The 18,083-nt window shown below is 67.6% G+C and carries 16 protein-coding genes; 6 read left to right on the forward strand and 10 right to left on the reverse strand.

The features are described 5' to 3' along the window. Positions 1-174: 174 nt before the first annotated feature. From Pla123a_RS20490 to rimO, 6 genes are all read right to left on the reverse strand, one after another. Positions 175-3,570: an efflux RND transporter permease subunit gene (locus tag Pla123a_RS20490; protein ID WP_146590481.1), complete on the reverse strand. Its 3,396-nt coding sequence runs from the start codon at positions 3,568-3,570 to the stop codon at positions 175-177. Between the two features lie 42 nt (positions 3,571-3,612). Then, positions 3,613-4,938: an efflux RND transporter periplasmic adaptor subunit gene (locus Pla123a_RS20495; RefSeq protein WP_146590483.1), complete on the reverse strand. Its 1,326-nt coding sequence runs from the start codon at positions 4,936-4,938 to the stop codon at positions 3,613-3,615. A 149-nt stretch (positions 4,939-5,087) separates the two neighbouring features. Further along, positions 5,088-5,396 carry a DUF167 domain-containing protein gene (locus tag Pla123a_RS20500; RefSeq protein ID WP_197528154.1) on the reverse strand — a complete coding sequence of 103 codons (309 nt, stop codon included), beginning with the start codon at positions 5,394-5,396 and terminating at the stop codon, positions 5,088-5,090. Between the two features lie 12 nt (positions 5,397-5,408). Then, positions 5,409-6,452 (reverse strand): CPBP family intramembrane glutamic endopeptidase, encoded by a 1,044-nt coding sequence (locus Pla123a_RS20505; RefSeq protein WP_146590485.1) that lies wholly within the window; start codon positions 6,450-6,452, stop codon positions 5,409-5,411. Positions 6,453-6,475: 23 nt separating this feature from the next. Further along, positions 6,476-7,054, reverse strand: a complete 579-nt coding sequence (pgsA, locus tag Pla123a_RS20510; protein ID WP_146590487.1) for a CDP-diacylglycerol--glycerol-3-phosphate 3-phosphatidyltransferase — start codon at positions 7,052-7,054, stop codon at positions 6,476-6,478. Positions 7,055-7,084: 30 nt separating this feature from the next. Continuing rightward, on the reverse strand, positions 7,085-8,473 hold the full coding sequence (rimO, locus tag Pla123a_RS20515; protein WP_197528155.1) for a 30S ribosomal protein S12 methylthiotransferase RimO: 1,389 nt from the start codon (positions 8,471-8,473) through the stop codon (positions 7,085-7,087). A 132-nt stretch (positions 8,474-8,605) separates the two neighbouring features. On the opposite strand from rimO, the gene Pla123a_RS20520 reads away from it, so the two are divergent. Beyond that, positions 8,606-9,376 carry an ImmA/IrrE family metallo-endopeptidase gene (locus Pla123a_RS20520; RefSeq protein WP_146590492.1) on the forward strand — a complete coding sequence of 257 codons (771 nt, stop codon included), beginning with the start codon at positions 8,606-8,608 and terminating at the stop codon, positions 9,374-9,376. A gap of 54 nt (positions 9,377-9,430) precedes the next feature. Next, complete coding sequence (locus tag Pla123a_RS20525) at positions 9,431-9,844, forward strand: hypothetical protein (protein WP_146590494.1); 414 nt, start codon at positions 9,431-9,433, stop codon at positions 9,842-9,844. Positions 9,845-9,893: 49 nt separating this feature from the next. On the opposite strand, the gene Pla123a_RS20530 is transcribed toward Pla123a_RS20525, so the two are convergent. Then, positions 9,894-10,694, reverse strand: coding sequence for a hypothetical protein (locus tag Pla123a_RS20530; protein ID WP_146590496.1), 801 nt, complete (start codon positions 10,692-10,694; stop codon positions 9,894-9,896). A gap of 211 nt (positions 10,695-10,905) precedes the next feature. On the opposite strand from Pla123a_RS20530, the gene Pla123a_RS20535 reads away from it, so the two are divergent. The 4 genes from Pla123a_RS20535 to Pla123a_RS24790 all read left to right on the forward strand — a co-directional run bounded on the left by Pla123a_RS20535 (position 10,906) and on the right by Pla123a_RS24790 (position 14,589). Continuing rightward, positions 10,906-12,153: a hypothetical protein gene (locus Pla123a_RS20535; RefSeq protein WP_146590498.1), complete on the forward strand. Its 1,248-nt coding sequence runs from the start codon at positions 10,906-10,908 to the stop codon at positions 12,151-12,153. Between the two features lie 23 nt (positions 12,154-12,176). After that, complete coding sequence (locus tag Pla123a_RS20540; RefSeq protein ID WP_146590500.1) at positions 12,177-13,184, forward strand: DUF6268 family outer membrane beta-barrel protein; 1,008 nt, start codon at positions 12,177-12,179, stop codon at positions 13,182-13,184. Between the two features lie 139 nt (positions 13,185-13,323). Then, positions 13,324-14,316, forward strand: a complete 993-nt coding sequence (locus Pla123a_RS20545) for an acyl-CoA desaturase (protein ID WP_146590501.1) — start codon at positions 13,324-13,326, stop codon at positions 14,314-14,316. 117 nt (positions 14,317-14,433) lie between these two features. Next, complete coding sequence (locus Pla123a_RS24790; RefSeq protein WP_197528156.1) at positions 14,434-14,589, forward strand: hypothetical protein; 156 nt, start codon at positions 14,434-14,436, stop codon at positions 14,587-14,589. Positions 14,590-14,599: 10 nt separating this feature from the next. On the opposite strand, the gene Pla123a_RS20550 is transcribed toward Pla123a_RS24790, so the two are convergent. From Pla123a_RS20550 to sucC, 3 genes are all read right to left on the reverse strand, one after another. Continuing rightward, positions 14,600-15,376 (reverse strand): hypothetical protein, encoded by a 777-nt coding sequence (locus Pla123a_RS20550; protein ID WP_146590503.1) that lies wholly within the window; start codon positions 15,374-15,376, stop codon positions 14,600-14,602. Between the two features lie 18 nt (positions 15,377-15,394). Beyond that, positions 15,395-16,273, reverse strand: coding sequence for a succinate--CoA ligase subunit alpha (gene sucD / locus Pla123a_RS20555; RefSeq protein ID WP_146590505.1), 879 nt, complete (start codon positions 16,271-16,273; stop codon positions 15,395-15,397). An 81-nt stretch (positions 16,274-16,354) separates the two neighbouring features. Beyond that, on the reverse strand, positions 16,355-17,539 hold the full coding sequence (gene sucC / locus Pla123a_RS20560) for an ADP-forming succinate--CoA ligase subunit beta (protein ID WP_146590507.1): 1,185 nt from the start codon (positions 17,537-17,539) through the stop codon (positions 16,355-16,357). Between the last annotated feature and the right edge of the window lie 544 nt (positions 17,540-18,083).

Genomic DNA, 18,083 nt, shown 5'->3' on the forward strand with positions numbered 1-18,083 from the left:
CCACACACAGCCGCAATAGCGCAAGTTAAAATCGTGTGAAGGATTTACCGGACGCTACTGGGCAGAGCCAGTGGCACCCGAAAGGAAGCATCTTGGGTGCAATCTGGCATATCCAGAAAACCAAAAAGCTCTCTCTATCGCCTTGTCGAGAGCGGCTCCTGCCGCTGCCCTTCCCTACGCCGGGTTCCGATCCCACAACAACGCCTCGCCCTCGTTGCGGGCCCGCATGAACTCGATGCCGGCGAACGCCGCGCCGGGGAGCAGCACGCAGGCGGCCGCGGTGATGCCGACCGCGGGGCTGATCGACGACGTAGCGGCCAACGCGATCAGTGCGATGAAGAGCGCCGCTAGCGCCCGCCAGATCCACAGCGGGATGTTGTACGCGATCAGGTAGCAGCACGGGATTACCACCAGCGTCAGCACCGTAGCGAACGACAGGCCGAACACCACGGCGCCGGTGAGCGGCTGCCAGAACTCGGCGCCGCCGGAGATATTTAGCAAGAGCGGCAAGAGGCCGCCGATCGTGGTGACCGTGGTCAACAGCACCGGCCGCAGGCGGTTGACGCCGGCCTCGATCAGGGCCTCGCGGACCGGCAGGCCGCGCTTGCGGGCCTGGTTGGCGAAGTCGACCAGCACGATGGCGTCGTTCACGACGATGCCGGTCAGGCTCACCAGCCCGATGAACGACGCCAAACTGAACGGGAAGCCCGACGCCCACATGCCGATCACCACGCCGATGAACGACAGCGGCACCGTGATCATCACGATCGCGCTCTGGCGGAAGCTGTTGAACTGCATCGCCAGGATGGCGGCGATCAGCACCACGCCGATCACCATGCTCCACAGCAGGTAGCCGAAGTTCTCGTCGCGTTCGTCGTTCTCGCCGGTGAACTCGGCGTGCACGCCCTCGGCGGGCGTGGTGGGGCGGCCGATGTGGTTCTTGGCGAAGCCCTCGAGGCTGCGTTCAGAGTCCTGGACCGGGCGGAAGCCGAGCTCGGGCAGGATCTCGTTGTTGATCCGCCGGAACACGTCGGCCGCGGTGGTCGGCGCGACGACATTGCACTTCGCCACCACCGCCCGCTCGCGCTCGTAGCGGTTGATGCTGTACAGGCCGGAGTCGCGCCGCAGGTCGGCGAGCTGGCCGATGGTCGCCCGCTCGCCGCCGGCGCCGGTCAGGGTGAGCCGCTCCAGCTCTTCGGGCCGGCGGCGGTACTCGGGCGCCAGCTGGATGCGGATGTCGACATCCTCGTCGTCTAGTGTGATCTGGATCCGGTTGTCGCCGGCGATGGCGGTCTGCACCGCCTGGGCGATGCGGGCCTCGTCGAGGTCGAACAGGCCGACCATGTTCGGCATCGGCTCGATGATCAGCTCGGGGCTCTCGTCGCGGAAGTCGGTTTTGACGTCGACCGCGCCGCGGACCTGGCCCATCCGATCGGCGATCTCATTCGCGATCTTGCCGAGTTGGGTCAGGTCGTCGCCCGTCAGCCGCACCGACACGTCCGCGCCGCCGGGCGGGCCGTCCTGGATCTCCTCGACGCTGAAGGTCATGCCGGGGATCGGGCGGATGTTGTCACGCAGGTAGCGGATGACCTCCTGCTCGTGGATGTCGCGGTCCATGGGCGGCACCAGCTCGACCTGCACCTGGCCGAACTCCGGGCCGGTGGCGGGGTCGTCGTCGACGCGGACCGCCAGCCCGCCGGAAGAGCCGGCGGACGTGACGTAGTGCGAGAGGATGCCGCTCTTGTCCCACCGCTGGAGCGGCTCGGTGATCACCCGCGAGGCGTCGAGGGTCTCGTCGATGCTGTAGCCGAGCGGCAGCTCGTACTTGACGATGAACTGGCCGCGGTCGCTGGTCGGGAAGAAGTTGAAGCCGAGCTGCCCGATCAGGATCTTGGCGCCCCACATCGCCATCAGGCACCAGATCATCACGAACCCGCGGTGGGCTAGCGAGAAGCGGAGCACCCGGGCGTAGAGCCGCGTGAAGAAGCCGATGTCGGGCCGGATGCGGGCCCTGTGCTGTGGGACTCCGTGCTGGGGGCCGTCGCCGCCGGCGGCGGTGAGCGTGTGGAACGACTGCGACTCGTCGTTCACGGGGACGCGTTTCTTGTACCAGCGGGCCGCGACGGTCGGGATGACGAAGTGGTCGACCAGCACCGAACCGAGCAGCGCCACGCTGACGACCTTCGGCATGACGCTCATGAAGTCGCCCATGATGCCGGGCACCAGCAGCATCGGCAGGAAGGCGGCGATGGTGGTCAGGTCGGCGGCGATAACCGGGACGCCGACCTCGTGGATGCCGTTCTTGGCGGCGTCGAGCGGCTCCTCGCCGCGTTCGATGTGCCGGTAGATGTTCTCGGCGACGATGATCGCGCCGTCGACCACCATGCCGAGCACCAGGATGAACGAGAACACCACCATGTTGGACACGGGGATGCCCGAGAAGAACAGGAACTGCAGCGCCACGGCCATGCTGAAGGGGATCGCGATCAGCACCAACAGCGAGATCCGCAGGCCCATCGTCCACGCCAGGATCACCAGCACGAGCATCGCGCCGAACACCGCGCTGGAGCCCAGCACGCGGAACATGACCCAGATCTCGGACGAGGCGTCGCGGGTGATGGAGAACTCGAAGTCGGGGTACTCGTCCCGCAGCCCGGCGACGACCTCGCGGACGCCACGGGCGGCGCCGAGCGTGTTGATGTCGGCCTCCTTGTTGACCATGATCAGCGCGCCGGCGCGGTTGTCGAACTCGGCCAGGTTCATCACCTTGCGGTGCGCGTCGAGCACCTCGGCGATGTCCGAGACCCGGATCACGCGTCCGCCCTGGCTGCTGACCACCGCGTCGCGGATGTCGGACACGCCACGGAGCTCGGTCTCGTTGCGGAGGCCGCGGTCGAACTCGCCGGTGGTGAACTCGCCGGCGGGCACCTCGGCGTGGAAGTTGGCCAGCGCCTGCCGCACCTGGGCCAGCGTGATGCCGTACTGGCTCATCAGGTCCGGGTTCACGTTGACGTGGATCTCGCGTTCCTTGCCGCCGAACAGCTGCGTGTTCGCAACGCCGTCGACGGCCTCGAGCTCGTCCTGCACGTCCTCGGCGATGGTCTTGAGGGTGCGGTCGTCCAGGCCCGGGGGCGCCGTGATGTTCAGCAGCATCAGCGGCATGTTCTCGAAGTCGATGTCGGTGACGATCGGCTGCACCTCGCGGCCGGTCGGCAGCTCGTTGGTGATGCGGTTCACCAGGTCCTGCACCTCGGCGCGGGCCTCGTCCGGGTCGACGCCGTCCAGGAAGATAACCTGCGTGACCGCCGAGCCCCGCATGCTGGTCGACGCGATAAAGTCGACGCTCTGCAGCTCCTTGAGCTCGTCCTCGACCTTGCGGGCGATGTTGTTCTCGGCCTTAGACGGGTCGGAGTCCGGGTACGGGATCGCGACGATCACGACCGCCTTGGTGATCGCCGGCGAGCGCTGCACCGGTGAGAAGAACGCCGCGTAGAAGGCCAGCAGGATGACCAGCAGCGTCAGCACCGACACCGTGCGGGGACGTTCGATGGCGAGGTCGGTGACGTTCATGCGTTGGGGCGCGGCGTCCGCCGCTGCTTGACCTGGGGGCCGCTACTTGACTTCGGGGGACGCGACGGCCGGGCCACGGGCCGGCAGGCTGGCGGTGGCGTCGGCGTCTGAGGCGCCGTGCAGCGCGTCGGGGTTGACCACCCGCACAAACTGCCCGTCGGTCAGCCGCTGCTGCCCACGCGTCACGACCGGACGGAGCTCGAGGTTCTCGGCCGGCACGATAATCGCCTCGCCCTGGTCGACCCACTGATCGAGGTCGACCCGGTTGGCGACCCGCAGGTCGGCCTGGCCGACCTGCCAGAAGAGGGCCTCGACCGGGGTCGGCTCCTCGCGGACGGTGAACAGGAACGCGGCGCCGCCGCGGAACATCACCGCGACGTCGGGCACCCGGTAGGCCAGGATCCGCTTGGTCACCAACTCGGCGGTAGCGACCATGCCGGGCCGCAGCAGCCGCTCGCTGTTGTCGATGCGGACCTCGACCTCGAACAGCTTGGTGCGGTCGTCGGCCACCTGCGCGATTTGGTGCACCTCGGCGTCGATCGCCGGCGGGCGGTTGCCGAAGGCGTCGCGGCCCTCGAGGTGCACCCGGGCGCGGAACACCTTCTCTTCGGGGTCGGTGGTGCGGTTGTCGCTGCTGGCCTGGCGGACCTCACGCATGCGGGCCTCGAGCTCGCGGACCCGCGACTCCGGCACGTCGACCACTAGCAATAGGTTGTCGTTCTCGACCACCTCGAAGACGGTCGAATGGGCGGCGACCGACTCGCCGGCCTCGATCATCCGCCGGGAGATGGTGCCGTTCACCGGGGAGACGAGCACGCTGTCTTCGAGGTTCTTGGTCGCGACCTCGAGCTGCGCCTTGGCGACCGCCTGGCGGGTGAGGGTGTCCTGGTACTCGGCCTCGGTGAGGGCCCCGCGGCCCTGCTCGAACAAGCGGCGGTCGCGGCGGAGGTCGGACGCGGCCTGCTCGAGGTTGGCGACCGCCTCGGCCCGGCGGGCGGCGTAGATCCGGTCGTCGAGCCGGGCCAGCATCTGCCCGGCCTGGACCTGATCGCCCTCGTCGAGCGGCTCGCCGCGGTCGTTGAGGCCGAGCTCGAGCACGCGGCCGGCGGTTTCAAAGCCCAGGGAGTAGTCCTCCCACGCGCGGATCTTGCCGCTCTGCTTGACGGTCAGCTCGGTGACCTCCGGCCGGATTGCCGCCACGCTCACCAACGCCTTGGAACGGGCCGCGACCGCCGGCCGGGCGACGCCCGCGCCCTCGTCGTGCACGCCGGCGCCACGGGAACTGACGTACCACATCACGCCGCACGCAAAGACCGTGATCACGATCAGCACGACGTATTGGCCAACTTTCTTGGCGACTTCTGTCACAGCGGGAGTTCCGAGAGAGGGGTCGGCGAGGTGAGATCGCGGGGCGTAGGGCCGACACTACGCATGATAGCCCTGGCCGAGGGGCCCGACAACGCTTATCCGCGTCGCTCGTTTGACCGACGACGGAGCCGGCGGCGGGTTCGCCGCCGCTAGCCGCCCGTGACCGCCGCGACCGATTGTCGCACCGCGGCCTCGTCCGCGCCGACCAGCAGGAACTTCTTGTGGGGGTTGGTCTCGCCGGACGCGATCTGGATTTCAGATGCCCGCAGCCCGAGCTGCTTCGCCAGCACCTTGGCGATGGCCGCGTTGGCCTTGCCCTTCTCCGGCGCCTGCGTAACCGAGACCAGCAGCTCCCCGGCCCGGACGCCGGTCACCGCGTTGCGGCCCGCTCCGGCCCGGGCCTTGACCGGCAGCAGCAGCCCGCGGGGGTGCGCGACGAGATCGAGCGTGTCGGCCACGGCGTCCGCCCCCTAACCGAGGTGGGCCGACGCGTAGGCGGCCGCCAGCGAGATCGTGTTGAAGGTCATGTGCGCGAAGATCGACGGCGTGATCCGGTGGGTCCGCTGGTAGAGGTAGCCCAGCATCAGGGCGAAGAGGAACAGCGGCCCGATCGCCGCCCCCTGCGAGATGTGCACGAGAGCGAACACGAATGAGCTGATCATCACCGGACCCCAGCCGTGCGGCAGGCCGGCGACGGTCTCCTGTGGCGGGGTGGGCGGGGCGCCCCGCCGACGACGCAGCCGCCGCAGCGTGTGGATCTGCGGCGACGAGAACGGGTTCTCGTCGTCGGGCTGGACCTGCTCCAGGCGTTCTTCGATCTCCAAGTCGCCGTCGCCCTCGGCGTCGCCTTCGAGCTCGAGCTTGCCGGCGACGCCCAGCGCCTCGTCCTCGACGCGCTCCATCCAACCCTGGAAGAGGAGGCGGAAGACAAATTCTTCGAACACCGGCGCGACCAGCCCCGCGCCGAACCAGGCGACCGCCAGCACGAGCGGGTTCGACTCCTGCAGCAGCATCAGCAGGGTTGGGTGCTCGGACTTGATGCCGACGCCGAACACCAGCGCGGCCTGCAAGAGGTAGATCGGCAGCAGCGATGCGAAGGCCGTCAGCACGCCGACGCCAAGGTCCTGCAGCAGCACGCCGCCGCTGGTTGGCAGCCCGAGGTCTTCCCAGCTGGCTCCCCGCCCGCGGTGAAAGTAGATGCAGATGGCGGCGACAAACAGCAGGTTGAGCACCGAGGAGATGACCGTCATCTCCATGAACTGGGTGGAGGTCACCGGCTCGCGCTGCGTGAGCTGGTCGACCGGGCCCGAGCTGACGCCGGCCTCGAGGAACGCCAGCAGCAAGAACCCGAGCGCCAGGAACGCGCCGATCGGCCCCCACGGCGCCGGCCAGCGTCGCGTGTACGGCAGGAACGACCCGGTGCGTAGCTTCCGCCACAGCAGCCAGGCCCAGATCGGCGCGCCGATGAGGGCGACAACCGTGAGCTCGACAACCGCCTCGTTTGTCTCCGACATGTTCGCTTCCCGCGGCCGATCGGTTAGGCGTCGGGGCGTTGAGCGTGCTGGCTCAGCGCGAACGACGCAACGGCGCGGACATAGACCACCCCGGAATACAAAGTCAACAACACGGCGCCCCACAGCGAGACGCGGAACACGAGGCCGAGCCACTCGGGCCGCGGCGCGGTTTCGATCAGCAGGTACAGCCCGGCGATGATCGCCGCGCACTGCAGGGCCATCTTCCACTTGCCGATCCACTTGGCGGAGAAGTCGCCGCCGGCGGTCTCGACAAAGCTCCGCAGCGCGGTCACCAGCAGCTCGCGGCTGAGCACCACGACCGCCATCCACGGGGCCACGGCGAGGGTCGGCTCGGCCGCCAGATAGACGAACGCCCCGCACACCAGCAGCTTGTCCGCGAACGGGTCGAGGATCCGCCCCAGCTGCGTGACCTGGTTAAACCGCCGGGCCCAGTAGCCGTCGAGCCAGTCGGTGGCGGTCGCCACGACGTAGAGCACCAGCGCCGCGGCCGGCAGCCGCAGCTCGAGCGCCGCGAAGCACAGCACCGCCATGACGATGCGGGCCGCGGAGAGCGTGTTGGGGACGTTCCAGACTTTGGCCATCAAGCCGCCGAGGGTGCAAACGAGAAGGGTTTAACGGGCGTCGCCGACCGCCACGCCGACGAGGTCGTAGTCGCTGCGGGCGACAATCTCGCACGGGACCAGGTCGCCCGGCTTGAGGCCCTCGCCGGTGACAAACACCGCGCAGTCGACGTCCGGCGCGTCGGCGCTGGTGCGGCCGAGCCAGACGCCCTGCTCGCCCGGCAGCGGCGCGTCGATCAGCACCTCTTGCTGCGTGCCGACCTGCTGATCGCCCCACGCGAAGGCGACCTCCTGCTGCGCCTGCATCAGCCGCGCCTGGCGCTGCTGCATCACCTCTTCGAGCACGTGGTCCGGGAGTCGGGCGGCGGGCGTGTCGGGCTCGTTCGAGTAGGTGAACACGCCGAGCCGCTCGAACTTGGCGTCCCGGACGTAGTCGACCAGCTCCTCGAACTGCTCGTCGGTCTCGCCGGGGAAGCCGGTGATCAGGGTGGTGCGGAGCACGAGGCCGGGGATCCGCTCGCGGAGCTTGCCGACCAGCTCTTCGGTCTGGGCGCGGTTGACGCGGCGCTGCATCCGCTTGAGCATCCGGTCGTTGATGTGCTGCAGCGGCATGTCGATGTAGGGTACGATCTTCTTGCTCTGGGCGATCGTGTCGATCAGCTGGTCGGAGAAGTACATCGGGTACAGGTACATCAGCCGCACCCAGTCGAGGCCCTCGACCTTCTCCAGCTCGCCCAGCAGCTCCACCAGGCGGGGCTCGCCGTACAGGTCCATGCCGTAGTAGGTGGTGTCCTGGGCCACGACGACCAGCTCGCGGACGCCGCTGGCGGCCAGCTCGGTCGCCTCGGCGATGATCTCCTCGATCGGCTTGGTGGCGTGCTTGCCGCGCATCTTGGGGATCGCGCAGAAGGTGCAGAGCCGGTCGCACCCCTCGGAGATCTTCAGGTAGGCGTAGTGGCCCGGCGTGATCCGCAGCCGGTTGCCGTCCTCGAGCGGCTTGGACGGCGCGGGGCGGAACACCAGCCGCTGCTCCTCCATGCCGCCGATCAGCCGGTCCGCCACCTTGGTGACCTCGTCGCGGCCGAACACGCCGACCAGGTGGTCGATGTCGGGGCGGTGCTCGAGCAGCTGCTCCTTCTGGCGCTCGGCCAGGCAGCCGCTGACGATCACGCCCCGCAGCAGCCCCTGCCGCTTCAGGTCGAGCATCTCGTCGATTGCGCCGAACGACTCGAGCCGGGCCTGCTCGATAAACCCGCAGGTGTTCACCACCGCGAAGTCGGCGCCCTCCGGCGAGTCGACCAGCTCGTACCCCTCGAGCCGCAGCAGCCCGAGCATCCGCTCGCTGTCGACCGTGTTCTTGGGGCAGCCAAGGCTGATGAACGCGTAACGGCCCTTGGGGCCGGCGGCGCGCTGCAGGTCATTCGTGAAGGTAGAAGCCAAGCTCTGTATCTCTGCAAAGGGGAAAGTCTAATCCGTCAATTGTCGCGGCGCGGGTGGCTATCTGGCAAGCGTCCAAATGCCAACCTTATCCGGTTTTTGGCTTGCAATCCTCAAACCCGGCGGATAGTGTACATGCATACACGCAACCCCGCAGGGCAGCTGCCAATGACTGGCGAGATCTCAGTGGACGAAGTGCTGGCGGCGGTCGAAATGGTCGCCCGCGAGGTCTTGTGGGAGGCCGGAGTCGACGCCCCGCCGGTCGACGCGATCGACGTCGCACGGCGGCTCGGGTGCCGCGTCGTCGCGGTGGCGGGGCACGAGGGCCGGGCGTCGCGGGTTGCGCTGAGTGGCTTGCGGGTAGGCGGCGATGTGATCCGCCTGCGCGCCGACGACCGCCCCGAGCGGCGGCAGTGGAGTGTCGCTCACGAGCTGGGTGAGCTGCTGGCCGGACGCGTCTACCAGCGGCTGGCGCTCGAACCGGCCGACACGCACGACTCGGCGCGTGAGGAAATCGCCAACCAGTTCGCCAGCAGCCTGCTGCTGCCACGCCGCTGGTTCCTGCCCCAGGCGAGCCGCCTCGACTGGTCGATCGCTGGGCTGAAGTCGGAGTTTGCCACCGCGAGCCACGAGCTGATCGCAAGGCGGGTGCTGGCGCTCTACACGGGGCCGATCGCGGTCACCGTGGTCGACAACGGCTCGCAGACCTGGCGACGCGGCTGTCGTTGGCGACCGCCGCCGCCCTGCCACGCCGAGCTCGAGGCCTGGAAAACGGCGTTCGACTCCGGGCAGCCCGTGGTTTCGTACTGCCGCGCCGACAAGGTCCGCCGTGTCCGGGCGTGGCCGGTGCACGAGCCCGACTGGAAACGCGAGATCCTGCTGACCGATTTCGAAGAGGCGGCCTAGCGGGAATCGGAGGTGCTAGAATCGTGGCTGCTCTGACTCCACGCTGGTAGCGCCATGCCCGATTCGTTCAACCCGTTCGCCTCGCCCGCGACCGACGCCGAGTTCCGGCCCGACGGCCTGAGCGACAGCGTGCTGTCGCCGCGGCAGCGCCGCCAGATGCAGGTGGGCGAGGTGGTGGTCGCTTGGGAGTGGCGGCGGCTGTGGTACAACCTGGTCCTCACCGCGGCGTGCCTGCCCATCGTGGCGACCGGCCTGGTCGCGGGGAACGTCGATCCCGATGAGGTGACGATGCTGATCCCGGCGGCCATCTTCGCCAACGCCTGCTTCTTGGCCGGGCCGCTTATTGAAGGCTACTGGACCTGGCTGCTGGGTCCGGCGCGGTGGATGCGGAACCTGCTGTTCTGGGCCGGAACCGCGCTGGCGACCGTCCTCGCAATCGCAACCTGCTGGATGATGGTCTCGGCGTAGCGTCTGCGAGGGCCGGTCGGAACCGACATTGCAGCTGGGCCGTGGCCGATCAGGCGGCTTGCCGACTGGGATCCGCCGCCGGAATCGATGCCGACGCGGCCGGCGCAACGGCGACCGCCAACGCGCGCTCCAGGGCTTCTAGCGACCACGGTCGACCGACCACGGCGCAAGCGCCTAGGTCGAGCGCCGACTGGACGACGTCGCCCCGCGGGTAGTCGAACACCGCGACCACGCGGGCCCCGCGTCGCCGACGTCGGCGGCAAAACTCGGCCAACGCGTTGGCCTCGCGTCCGTCGAGCATATCGCCGTCCCACACTGCGATCTGCTCTCCACTGTGGATTGGTTCGGGGCGTCCGCGTCGCGTAGCGAGGACGCCGTAGCCGAGTCTCCTCAGCACATCGACCCACATCTGGCCGGCGTCGTTGGTGAGGGTGGCCACCAGGACCAGCGGCTTTGATCCCGTCGAGGCGGGCGAACCGCCGCCGAGGAGCTGGTGCCAGTAGACGCGGGGGACGTCCTGCCAGGGCCTGCCGGACCGAAGCTCCCCCTCGCACCAGTCGCCGGCAAGGCACATCAACTCGGCCCCCGGCGCCCAGGCGGCAAGTTGCTGCGGGCTTGTCGGGGGGAGTTCGCCCGGCCGCGACTGCGCGAGCAGGACGCGGTCGATCGGACGCTCTCCCAGGATCTGCTGAGCGTGCAGCAGGCTCTCGGCCCGCTGCCACAGGCGGCTGGCCGGGATAACCCGGGCGATGACGGCCTCTTCAGCACGGCTGAGCGCGCCGACGCAGAGCGTCCGGGCGGCCGGGCTGCGGGCCTCGAGCTCGGGTTGGGTGGTAGCATCAAAGTTCATAGCGGGCGGATCGTACTGGCCTACTAACCACCGGGCCAGACCTCTTTTTGGGCGACACTTCGGCCGCTAGCTGCTGCTCGGACTACCGCTTGCTGGCCGTTTCGACTTGACCGGCAGTGCCGCAACTTGATACCTACCGCACGCCTGTAAGCCCTTGTTTGACTGCGTGAGGAGAAGCGAGCTGTCGCCAACGCCTACCACCTTCGGACTCTTGCGGAGCCTCGCGCTGGCCGTCCTGATGACCGCCGCCGCGTGGTGCCCTGCGCAGCGGGTGCAGGTGCCGGAGTACAACGGCGCCTACGGGGCGGCTCCGCAGACGTTCGCCCCGCCGGCGGTCGGCGCCGCGACGCCGATGTACGGCGCGCCGCTCGCTGGCCCTGGGTTTGATCCCTACTCCACGCCGGGCGTGGGGCTCCCCCCTGCTAGCACGCCGTACACCGCTGCGCCGCCGGTTTCGCCCTACGCCCCCTACGGCGGCGCGCCCGCCTACCCCCCTGCTCCGGCCGCCCCGTACGGCGCCACGCCCTACGGCGCCACGCCCTACGGTACTGTCCCGCCCTACCCGGCTGCGTCGCCTAGCGATGCTGGCGCCAGCCCGTTTGCTTGGGAACAGGGGACCTACGGCTTCGAGACCGCCGACGGCGGGACGCTTGAGTTCCAGAAGTTCTTGCAGGAGCTTAGCTTCGAGCACACCTACCTGTACGGCGACCACAGCTTCGACGCCCTCGAGCTGCACCGCTTCGAGATGAGCAGCACCGTGGCGCTGCCGCTAGCAGGCAACATCAAGTCGCCTTTGCTGATTACTCCGGGATTTGCCTTCAACTGGTTTGAAGGACCGGTGACGGTCCCGACGATGACCTCTTCTGGGGCGGACCTTCCCCCCCGAGTTTACGACGCTTACCTCGACCTCGCGTGGTACCCGCCGCCGAGCCCTATGTTTGGCGCCGAGCTGGGGGTCCGCACCGGGGTCTGGACTGATTTTCAGGAAGTAAACAGCGACTCGGTCAGAGTACTGGGCCGCGGACTGGCGAAGGTCCGCGTCTCCCCGACGCTGGAGCTGCTCGTGGGGGCGGTCTACCTCGACCGGCTGCGGGTGAAGCTCCTGCCGGCCGGCGGTTTCCACCTCCGCCCGAACGACGTCTGGGACCTGTACATGGTGTTCCCCAACCCAAAAATCCGCCGGCGACTGGCCCCCTACGGCACGGTCGATTGGGTGTGGTTTGTCGCGGGCGAGTACGGCGGGGGCTCGTGGACAGTCCAGCGACTCACCGGGCCCGACCGCGTCGACTACAACGATGTCCGCGTTTCCACCGGCTTTGAGTGGGAGAACCAACGACAGGTGAGCGGCCACTTTGAAATCGGCGTCGTGTTCGACCGGGAGCTCATCTACCAGTCGGACGACCCGTACCGGTTTGCACCGGACACTACGATCATGCTCCGCGGCGGCGTCGACTTCTAAACCCCACCCCAGCGGCTACCCTCATGCTGTCCGCACGAATTACCGTTGGCCTGCTGACCCTGCTCGCCGGGGCGGCGGCCAGTGCGCAAACCGTGACGGCGCCCTCCGCTGAAATGCAGGCGCCCGGGTTCCCCGCCGTCGTGCTCGACGACCCGTACGTGCAGCCGACCCAAGCGACCAGCGCCACCAACGGCCACCTCCTCGGCCCCACCAGCGGACAGGCGTCCGAGTCGATGCTGCCACCGGGAACCAGGGCCGGGTTCTTCCAGAAGCTTAACGTCTGGTCGGAGTGGATGCCGCGACTCGAGGACGACTCGGTCGGCGTGACCGGCCTTGGGGCCGATGTCGTGTTCGGCGTGCCGCTGCTTAGCCGCGAGACCCCGCTGATCATCACGCCGGGCTACCACGTCAACTTCCTCTCGGGACCCGACTTCGTCGACCTCCCGTCCCGCGTGCACGACGCGCAGATCGACTTCCACCACTTCCGCAAGCTGAGCGACAACTGGCTGTTCGACGGCGCCGTCACGCTGGGCGTGTACGCCGACGACTACAACTTCGACAACAGCGACGCGTTCCGCGTCACCGGCCGGGCGCTGGGGGTCCGCGACTTCCACAACAACTGGAAGGGCGTCGTCGGCGTCGTATACCTGAACCGCGCGGGGTACTCGGTCGTTCCGGCGGCGGGCCTGATGTACGACTGCGGCGACCTCAAACTCGACCTGGTGTTCCCGCGTCCCCGCCTGGCGGTGCGGACCTACAACGCGTGCCCCGGGTGCGACGAGCGGTGGGTCTACCTGCAGGGCGAGTTCGGCGGCAACCGCTGGGCCGTGCGGCGGGACAGCGGCCTCGACGACACGCTCGCTTATCGGGACCTGCGGGTCCTGATTGGCACGGAACGGAAGCTGGTAGGCGGGGTTTCTCGCCGGTGGGAGCTGGGTTACGTGTTCAGCCGAGAGATCGAGTACGAGGATTCGGCCTTCGAGGCGTCGCTGGACGACTCGCTGTTTGTGCGTGGCGGGCTTTCGTATTAGCTAGCCGCGGCCAACCTCTGGGTGGCTGAGCCACCAACGACCAACTAGACTGGGGACCTGCCAGCCGTAGGGCATCGCACCCCGGCTCGCCGCAAGCGGGTCTGCACCGCGCGACTCGCGTCGCCCCCCGGAAACCAAGATGGCCGCCAACACGACGCTCGAACGCTCTGAAGTCGATGAACCCGACGCCGAATTGCTGGGCGCCGGCGAGGTCGCGGGGCTGCGTCCACTCGCCCGACCGCCAGGCGTAACGGGTAAGATTTTCTGGCCCTATGCTATCGCGTTCCTGTTTGTGCACGGGATGGCGCTACTCGCATTCATGCCCCGGTTTTTTAGCTGGTCGGGAGTGACGCTCGCGGTGCTGGGCTACTACTGGATCGGCGCTATTGGAATCAACCTTGGCTACCACCGGATGCTAACGCACCGGGGCTTCATCACGCCCAAGTGGCTCGAGCACACCATCGCTATCCTGGGCGTCTGCAACCTGCAGGACGGGCCAGCGCGGTGGGTGGCGATCCACCGGATGCACCACCAGTTTTCTGATGAACAGCGTGACCCGCACAGCCCGCTGGTGGACTTTCTGTGGGGCCACCTAAACTGGCTGGTCTATCAGAACTCCTACCTGGCCAGCGCCGACTTTTACGACCGCTACGCCCGCGACCTGCTCAAAGACCGCTTCTACATGAAGCTCGAGAAGAACCTGATGTGGTTCTGGGTCTACGTGATCCACGGCGCACTGTTTTACGGCGTCGGACTAGCTGTCGGCTGGGCCTACACGGGCGGGTTCTCCGGTGGGGTCCAGCTCGGCATGAGCTGGCTGGTCTGGGGCGTGTTCGTCCGCACGGTCGCGGTGTGGCACGTCACTTGGGCCGTGAACTCGGTGACCCACTTGTGGGGCTACCGCAACTACGAGACCAAGGACCAGAGCAAGAACAGCTGGTGGGTCGCCCTGCTGACTAGCGGCGAGGGCTGGCACAACAACCACCACGCCACGCCGCGGTGCGTGTCGCACGGGCACCGCTGGTGGGAGATCGACGCCACGTACTGGGTGGTGCTGGTAATGGAACGCCTGGGCCTGGCAAAAGAGGTCGTCCACCCCAAACGGTACGACCCCTCCCAGGCGGGCCGGTAACCCGCGTAAGCGGCGCACCCACTACGTGAGCCCCCTGAAACGGGGGGGAATTTCTCCTCCGCGCATCGCCGCAACAGGAGTCTGGCGCATAGACTTTCAGTAAGGAGCCTCACCCCTATGCTGAAAGCCACCGCCGTTGTCGCCGGCCTGCTCATGGTCGCGACCCAGAAGACCCTCTTCGACGCTACCGGCGTGCACATCTCAACAAACCCGTTAGTCGAGTTGACGGTCTGCGTGCTGCCGCTCGTGTTGATTCTGGCGAGCGATAGATAGCCAGCGAACGCTAACCCCGCCGCGTCCGAGAGTTCATCAGCTCGCGGGCGAGGGATTCCCGGTCGACGTCGGGCTCGGTGAGCATCTGCTGGAGTACCACCAGCATCCAATCCAGACGCTCCTCCGGCAGCAGCATCCCGAACTTGATCACGCCGTTGGCGTTGATCTTGATAACCGGCGTGGACTGGTCTTCCGACTTCAGGCTCGACTTGTCGAGCGCGACGCTCGTCGTTTGATCGGCGTCGAACCGGCGGCGGTACGACAGCCATCCGATCCCGGTCGCGACGCTCGAACCGACGCCAGCAATCGCTACCTCGACCCGCCCCGCGATTGTGAGCAGCAGCACGGCGATCATTGTCGCACCAATCGCGACAAACGGGATCAGGAACACGCACAGGAAGAGCGTCTCGCCAAAGCTCTTAAGGCCTTCTTCGGGTCCAGGAAACCAAGCGGGTGGCGGCCCAATGAAGTGCCGGTAGAGCCCCGAGGCGGCCAGCAACACGAACACCGAGACAATGCCGTTCCAGAACAGCGTGATCGCCGCGGCGCCGACGGCCCCTTTTAACGATCGCAGCGACGCGCGGACGCGGATCTCGTGGCCCCAACGTTCGACCCGGCAGCCGGCGGGCGGGTCGTCCAGCACCGCCTGCACCGGGCGACGGCGGGCGGCGACATCCGACAAACGCGACAGACGCCCGCACGCGTCACAAAGCGCGACTCCTTCCGCCACGTTGATAGCGTCGCGAGGCAGCGACTCGCCACAGTTCGGGCAGGGGTTCTCGCTCATCGGACGTTCCCCGGCGGGCTACTTGGCGTTGGCGATCGCTCGCTTCATGGCCTCGCCCATGTCGGCAGGGCTCTCGGCGACCTCGATGCCGGCCTCCTTGAGGGCGGCGATCTTGTCCTCGGCGGTGCCCTTGCCGCCGGAGATCACGGCTCCCGCGTGGCCCATCCGCTTGCCGGGGGGCGCCGTGCGGCCGGCGATGAACGCGGCCACCGGCTTGGTGATGTGCTCCTTGACGTAGGCGGCGGCCTCTTCCTCGGCGGTGCCGCCGATCTCGCCCATCATCAGGATGGCCTCGGTGTCGCCGTCCGCTTCAAACAGCTTCAGGCAGTCGACAAACGACGTGCCGTTCACCGGGTCGCCGCCAATGCCGACGCAGGTCGACTGGCCGATGCCTAGGCTCGAGAGCTGCCACACGCCCTCGTAGGTCAGCGTACCGCTGCGGCTGATCAGGCCGACCGGGCCCTTCTTGTGGATGTAGCCCGGCATGATGCCGATCTTGCACTCCTCGGGCGTGATGACGCCGGGGCAGTTGGGGCCGACCAGGCGGACCGGCTTGTCCTTGATGTACTCCCAGACGCTCACCATGTCCATCACGGGGACGCCCTCGGTGATCGCACAGATCACCTTGATGCCGGCGTCGACGGCCTCGATGATAGCCTTGGCGGCAAACGGCGGCGGCACGAAGATCATCGACGCGTCGGCGCCGTGCTTCTCAACCGCCTCGGCGACCGTGTCGTAGACGGGCCGGTCGAGCGAGGTCTGCCCGCCCTTGCCCGGCGTCACGCCGGCAACCAGGTTGGTGCCGTACTCGATGCAGTTGCGGCTGTGGAACTCCCCCGCCTTGCCGGTCATACCCTGGCAGATCAGACGGGTCTCTTTGTTGACTAGGATCGACATGCGTAAACGGCTTTCGGCTGTCAGCTCTCGGCTGTCGGCTTGTTTGGATGGGTGGGTGGTGAGGGGGTGCGGTTCGCGGCCTTAACCGGCGGCGGCGACCACCTTCTTGGCCGCGTCGGTCAGGCCCTCAGCCGTGATGATGTCGACGCCCGACTCGGCGAGTATCTTGCGGCCCTCCTCGACCTCGGTCCCCTCGAGACGCACCACCAACGGGACGTTGAAACCGACTTCCTTGTAGGCGGCCAGCACGGCGTTGGCGATAGTCGTGCACTGCATGATGCCGCCGAAGATGTTCACCAGCACCGCCTTGACGTTCTTGTCGCCCAGCAGGATGCGGAAGGCCTCGGTGACCTGGTCCTTGTTGGCGCCGCCGCCGACGTCCAGGAAGTTCGACGGGTGGCCGCCGTGCAGGTTCACCAGGTCCATCGTGCTCATCGCCAGGCCGGCGCCGTTGACCAGGCAGCCAATGTTCCCCTCCAGCTGCACGTAGCTCAGGCCCGCCTCGCCGGCGCGCAGCTCGTTCGGGTTCTCTTCGCTGGTGTCGCGGAACTCCAGCACGTCCTTGTGGCGGAACAGCGCGTTGTCGTCGAAGTTGACCTTGGCGTCCAGCGCCATGATGTCACCCGACCCGGTCACGACCAGCGGGTTGATCTCGGCCAGGCTGCAGTCGAGCTCGACGAACAGCTTGCAGATCGACTGCATGAACGTGACCGCCGCATCGACCGACGCGCCCTCCAGGCCGAGTTTCCCGGCCAGGACCTTGGCGTCGGCGGCGGCGAGGCCGTCGGCCGGCAGGAACCCCTGCTTGTAGATCTTCTCGGGGGTTTCCTCGGCCACCTTCTCGATGTCCATGCCCCCCTCGGTCGAGACCATCAGCACCGGCTTCTTCTCGCCGCGATCGACCACGATGCCGAGGTACAGCTCGCGGGCGATGTCGCAGCCCGCCTCGACCAGCACCTGCTTGACGGTCTGACCCTCGGGGCCGGTCTGGATGGTGACCAGCTCGTTGCCGATCAACGCCTCGGCGACGCGGGCGGCGTCGGCGGCGGAGCGGACCAGCTCGACGCCGTGCTGCTCGGGGTTCGACTTGATGGTCCCCTTGCCGCGGCCGCCGGCGTGGATCTGCGCCTTGACCACCGCCAAGGACCCGCCCAGCTTCTCGAACGCGGCCGAAGCCTCCTGGGGCGTCTTGGCGACGATGCCGTCGGGCTTGGGAATGCCGTACCGCTCGAGGAGCTGCTTGCCTTGGAACTCGTGGATATTCATAAGCTTGTGGTGCGCCGAAGTGGGCCCGGGGAAGGCGTTTAGCGGGGTTTGGTGAGGAAGCTGTGGAGTATAGAGTCGCCCCCGAACGCCTTCAACGGCCCTCGTCGCAACTCAACCTGCTGCTCGTCGCAACTCAAACTGCTGATGATTGCGGCCCCTGCCGCCGCTTGTCTAGCTAACGGAGCTCGCTATGGTACACGCGTCCGAGGCAACCAATGGCTCGACCCTGCGGTCGCTTGGGTTGCCTCATCCAATCGGCCGAGCACCCGGGCGCTTTTTCCGCGGCCAGTCCATGCCCTGCCTGTCAGGCCTGACTGCGTTGTAGGTGGCGCGGCCTCGCCACGCGTGCCGACCGCTAGTCGCGGCGAGCCGAAACCCCGTCCAGCGACAATCAGCAGTTCTTTGCCAGCCGCGGATTGCTGAGCCCCCTTAAATCGCTATCATCATGCGGGCAGAGGGGATACCGGCCACCCGATAGATGACCCACCATGCAGCGCTGCCTCAGCCGCCCCTGCCCCCTTCTTCGATCTTGATCAGATGGCGT

The sequence above is a fragment of the Posidoniimonas polymericola genome, assembly GCF_007859935.1.
In the GTDB taxonomy this organism is placed as follows: Bacteria; Planctomycetota; Planctomycetia; order Pirellulales; family Lacipirellulaceae; genus Posidoniimonas; species Posidoniimonas polymericola.

What these genes read in the sequence shown, in the direction of transcription:
- sucC (WP_146590507.1), bottom strand. Translation starts at nt 17,539, where the DNA reads ATGAATATCCACGAGTTCCAAGGCAAGCAGCTCCTCGAGCGGTACGGC.
- Pla123a_RS20540 (WP_146590500.1), top strand. Translation starts at nt 12,177, where the DNA reads ATGCTGTCCGCACGAATTACCGTTGGCCTGCTGACCCTGCTCGCCGGG.
- Pla123a_RS24790 (WP_197528156.1), top strand. Translation starts at nt 14,434, where the DNA reads ATGCTGAAAGCCACCGCCGTTGTCGCCGGCCTGCTCATGGTCGCGACC.
- sucD (WP_146590505.1), bottom strand. Translation starts at nt 16,273, where the DNA reads ATGTCGATCCTAGTCAACAAAGAGACCCGTCTGATCTGCCAGGGTATG.
- Pla123a_RS20490 (WP_146590481.1), bottom strand. Translation starts at nt 3,570, where the DNA reads ATGAACGTCACCGACCTCGCCATCGAACGTCCCCGCACGGTGTCGGTG.
- Pla123a_RS20505 (WP_146590485.1), bottom strand. Translation starts at nt 6,452, where the DNA reads ATGTCGGAGACAAACGAGGCGGTTGTCGAGCTCACGGTTGTCGCCCTC.
- Pla123a_RS20545 (WP_146590501.1), top strand. Translation starts at nt 13,324, where the DNA reads ATGGCCGCCAACACGACGCTCGAACGCTCTGAAGTCGATGAACCCGAC.
- Pla123a_RS20530 (WP_146590496.1), bottom strand. Translation starts at nt 10,694, where the DNA reads ATGAACTTTGATGCTACCACCCAACCCGAGCTCGAGGCCCGCAGCCCG.
- Pla123a_RS20550 (WP_146590503.1), bottom strand. Translation starts at nt 15,376, where the DNA reads ATGAGCGAGAACCCCTGCCCGAACTGTGGCGAGTCGCTGCCTCGCGAC.
- Pla123a_RS20525 (WP_146590494.1), top strand. Translation starts at nt 9,431, where the DNA reads ATGCCCGATTCGTTCAACCCGTTCGCCTCGCCCGCGACCGACGCCGAG.
- Pla123a_RS20520 (WP_146590492.1), top strand. Translation starts at nt 8,606, where the DNA reads ATGCATACACGCAACCCCGCAGGGCAGCTGCCAATGACTGGCGAGATC.
- pgsA (WP_146590487.1), bottom strand. Translation starts at nt 7,054, where the DNA reads ATGGCCAAAGTCTGGAACGTCCCCAACACGCTCTCCGCGGCCCGCATC.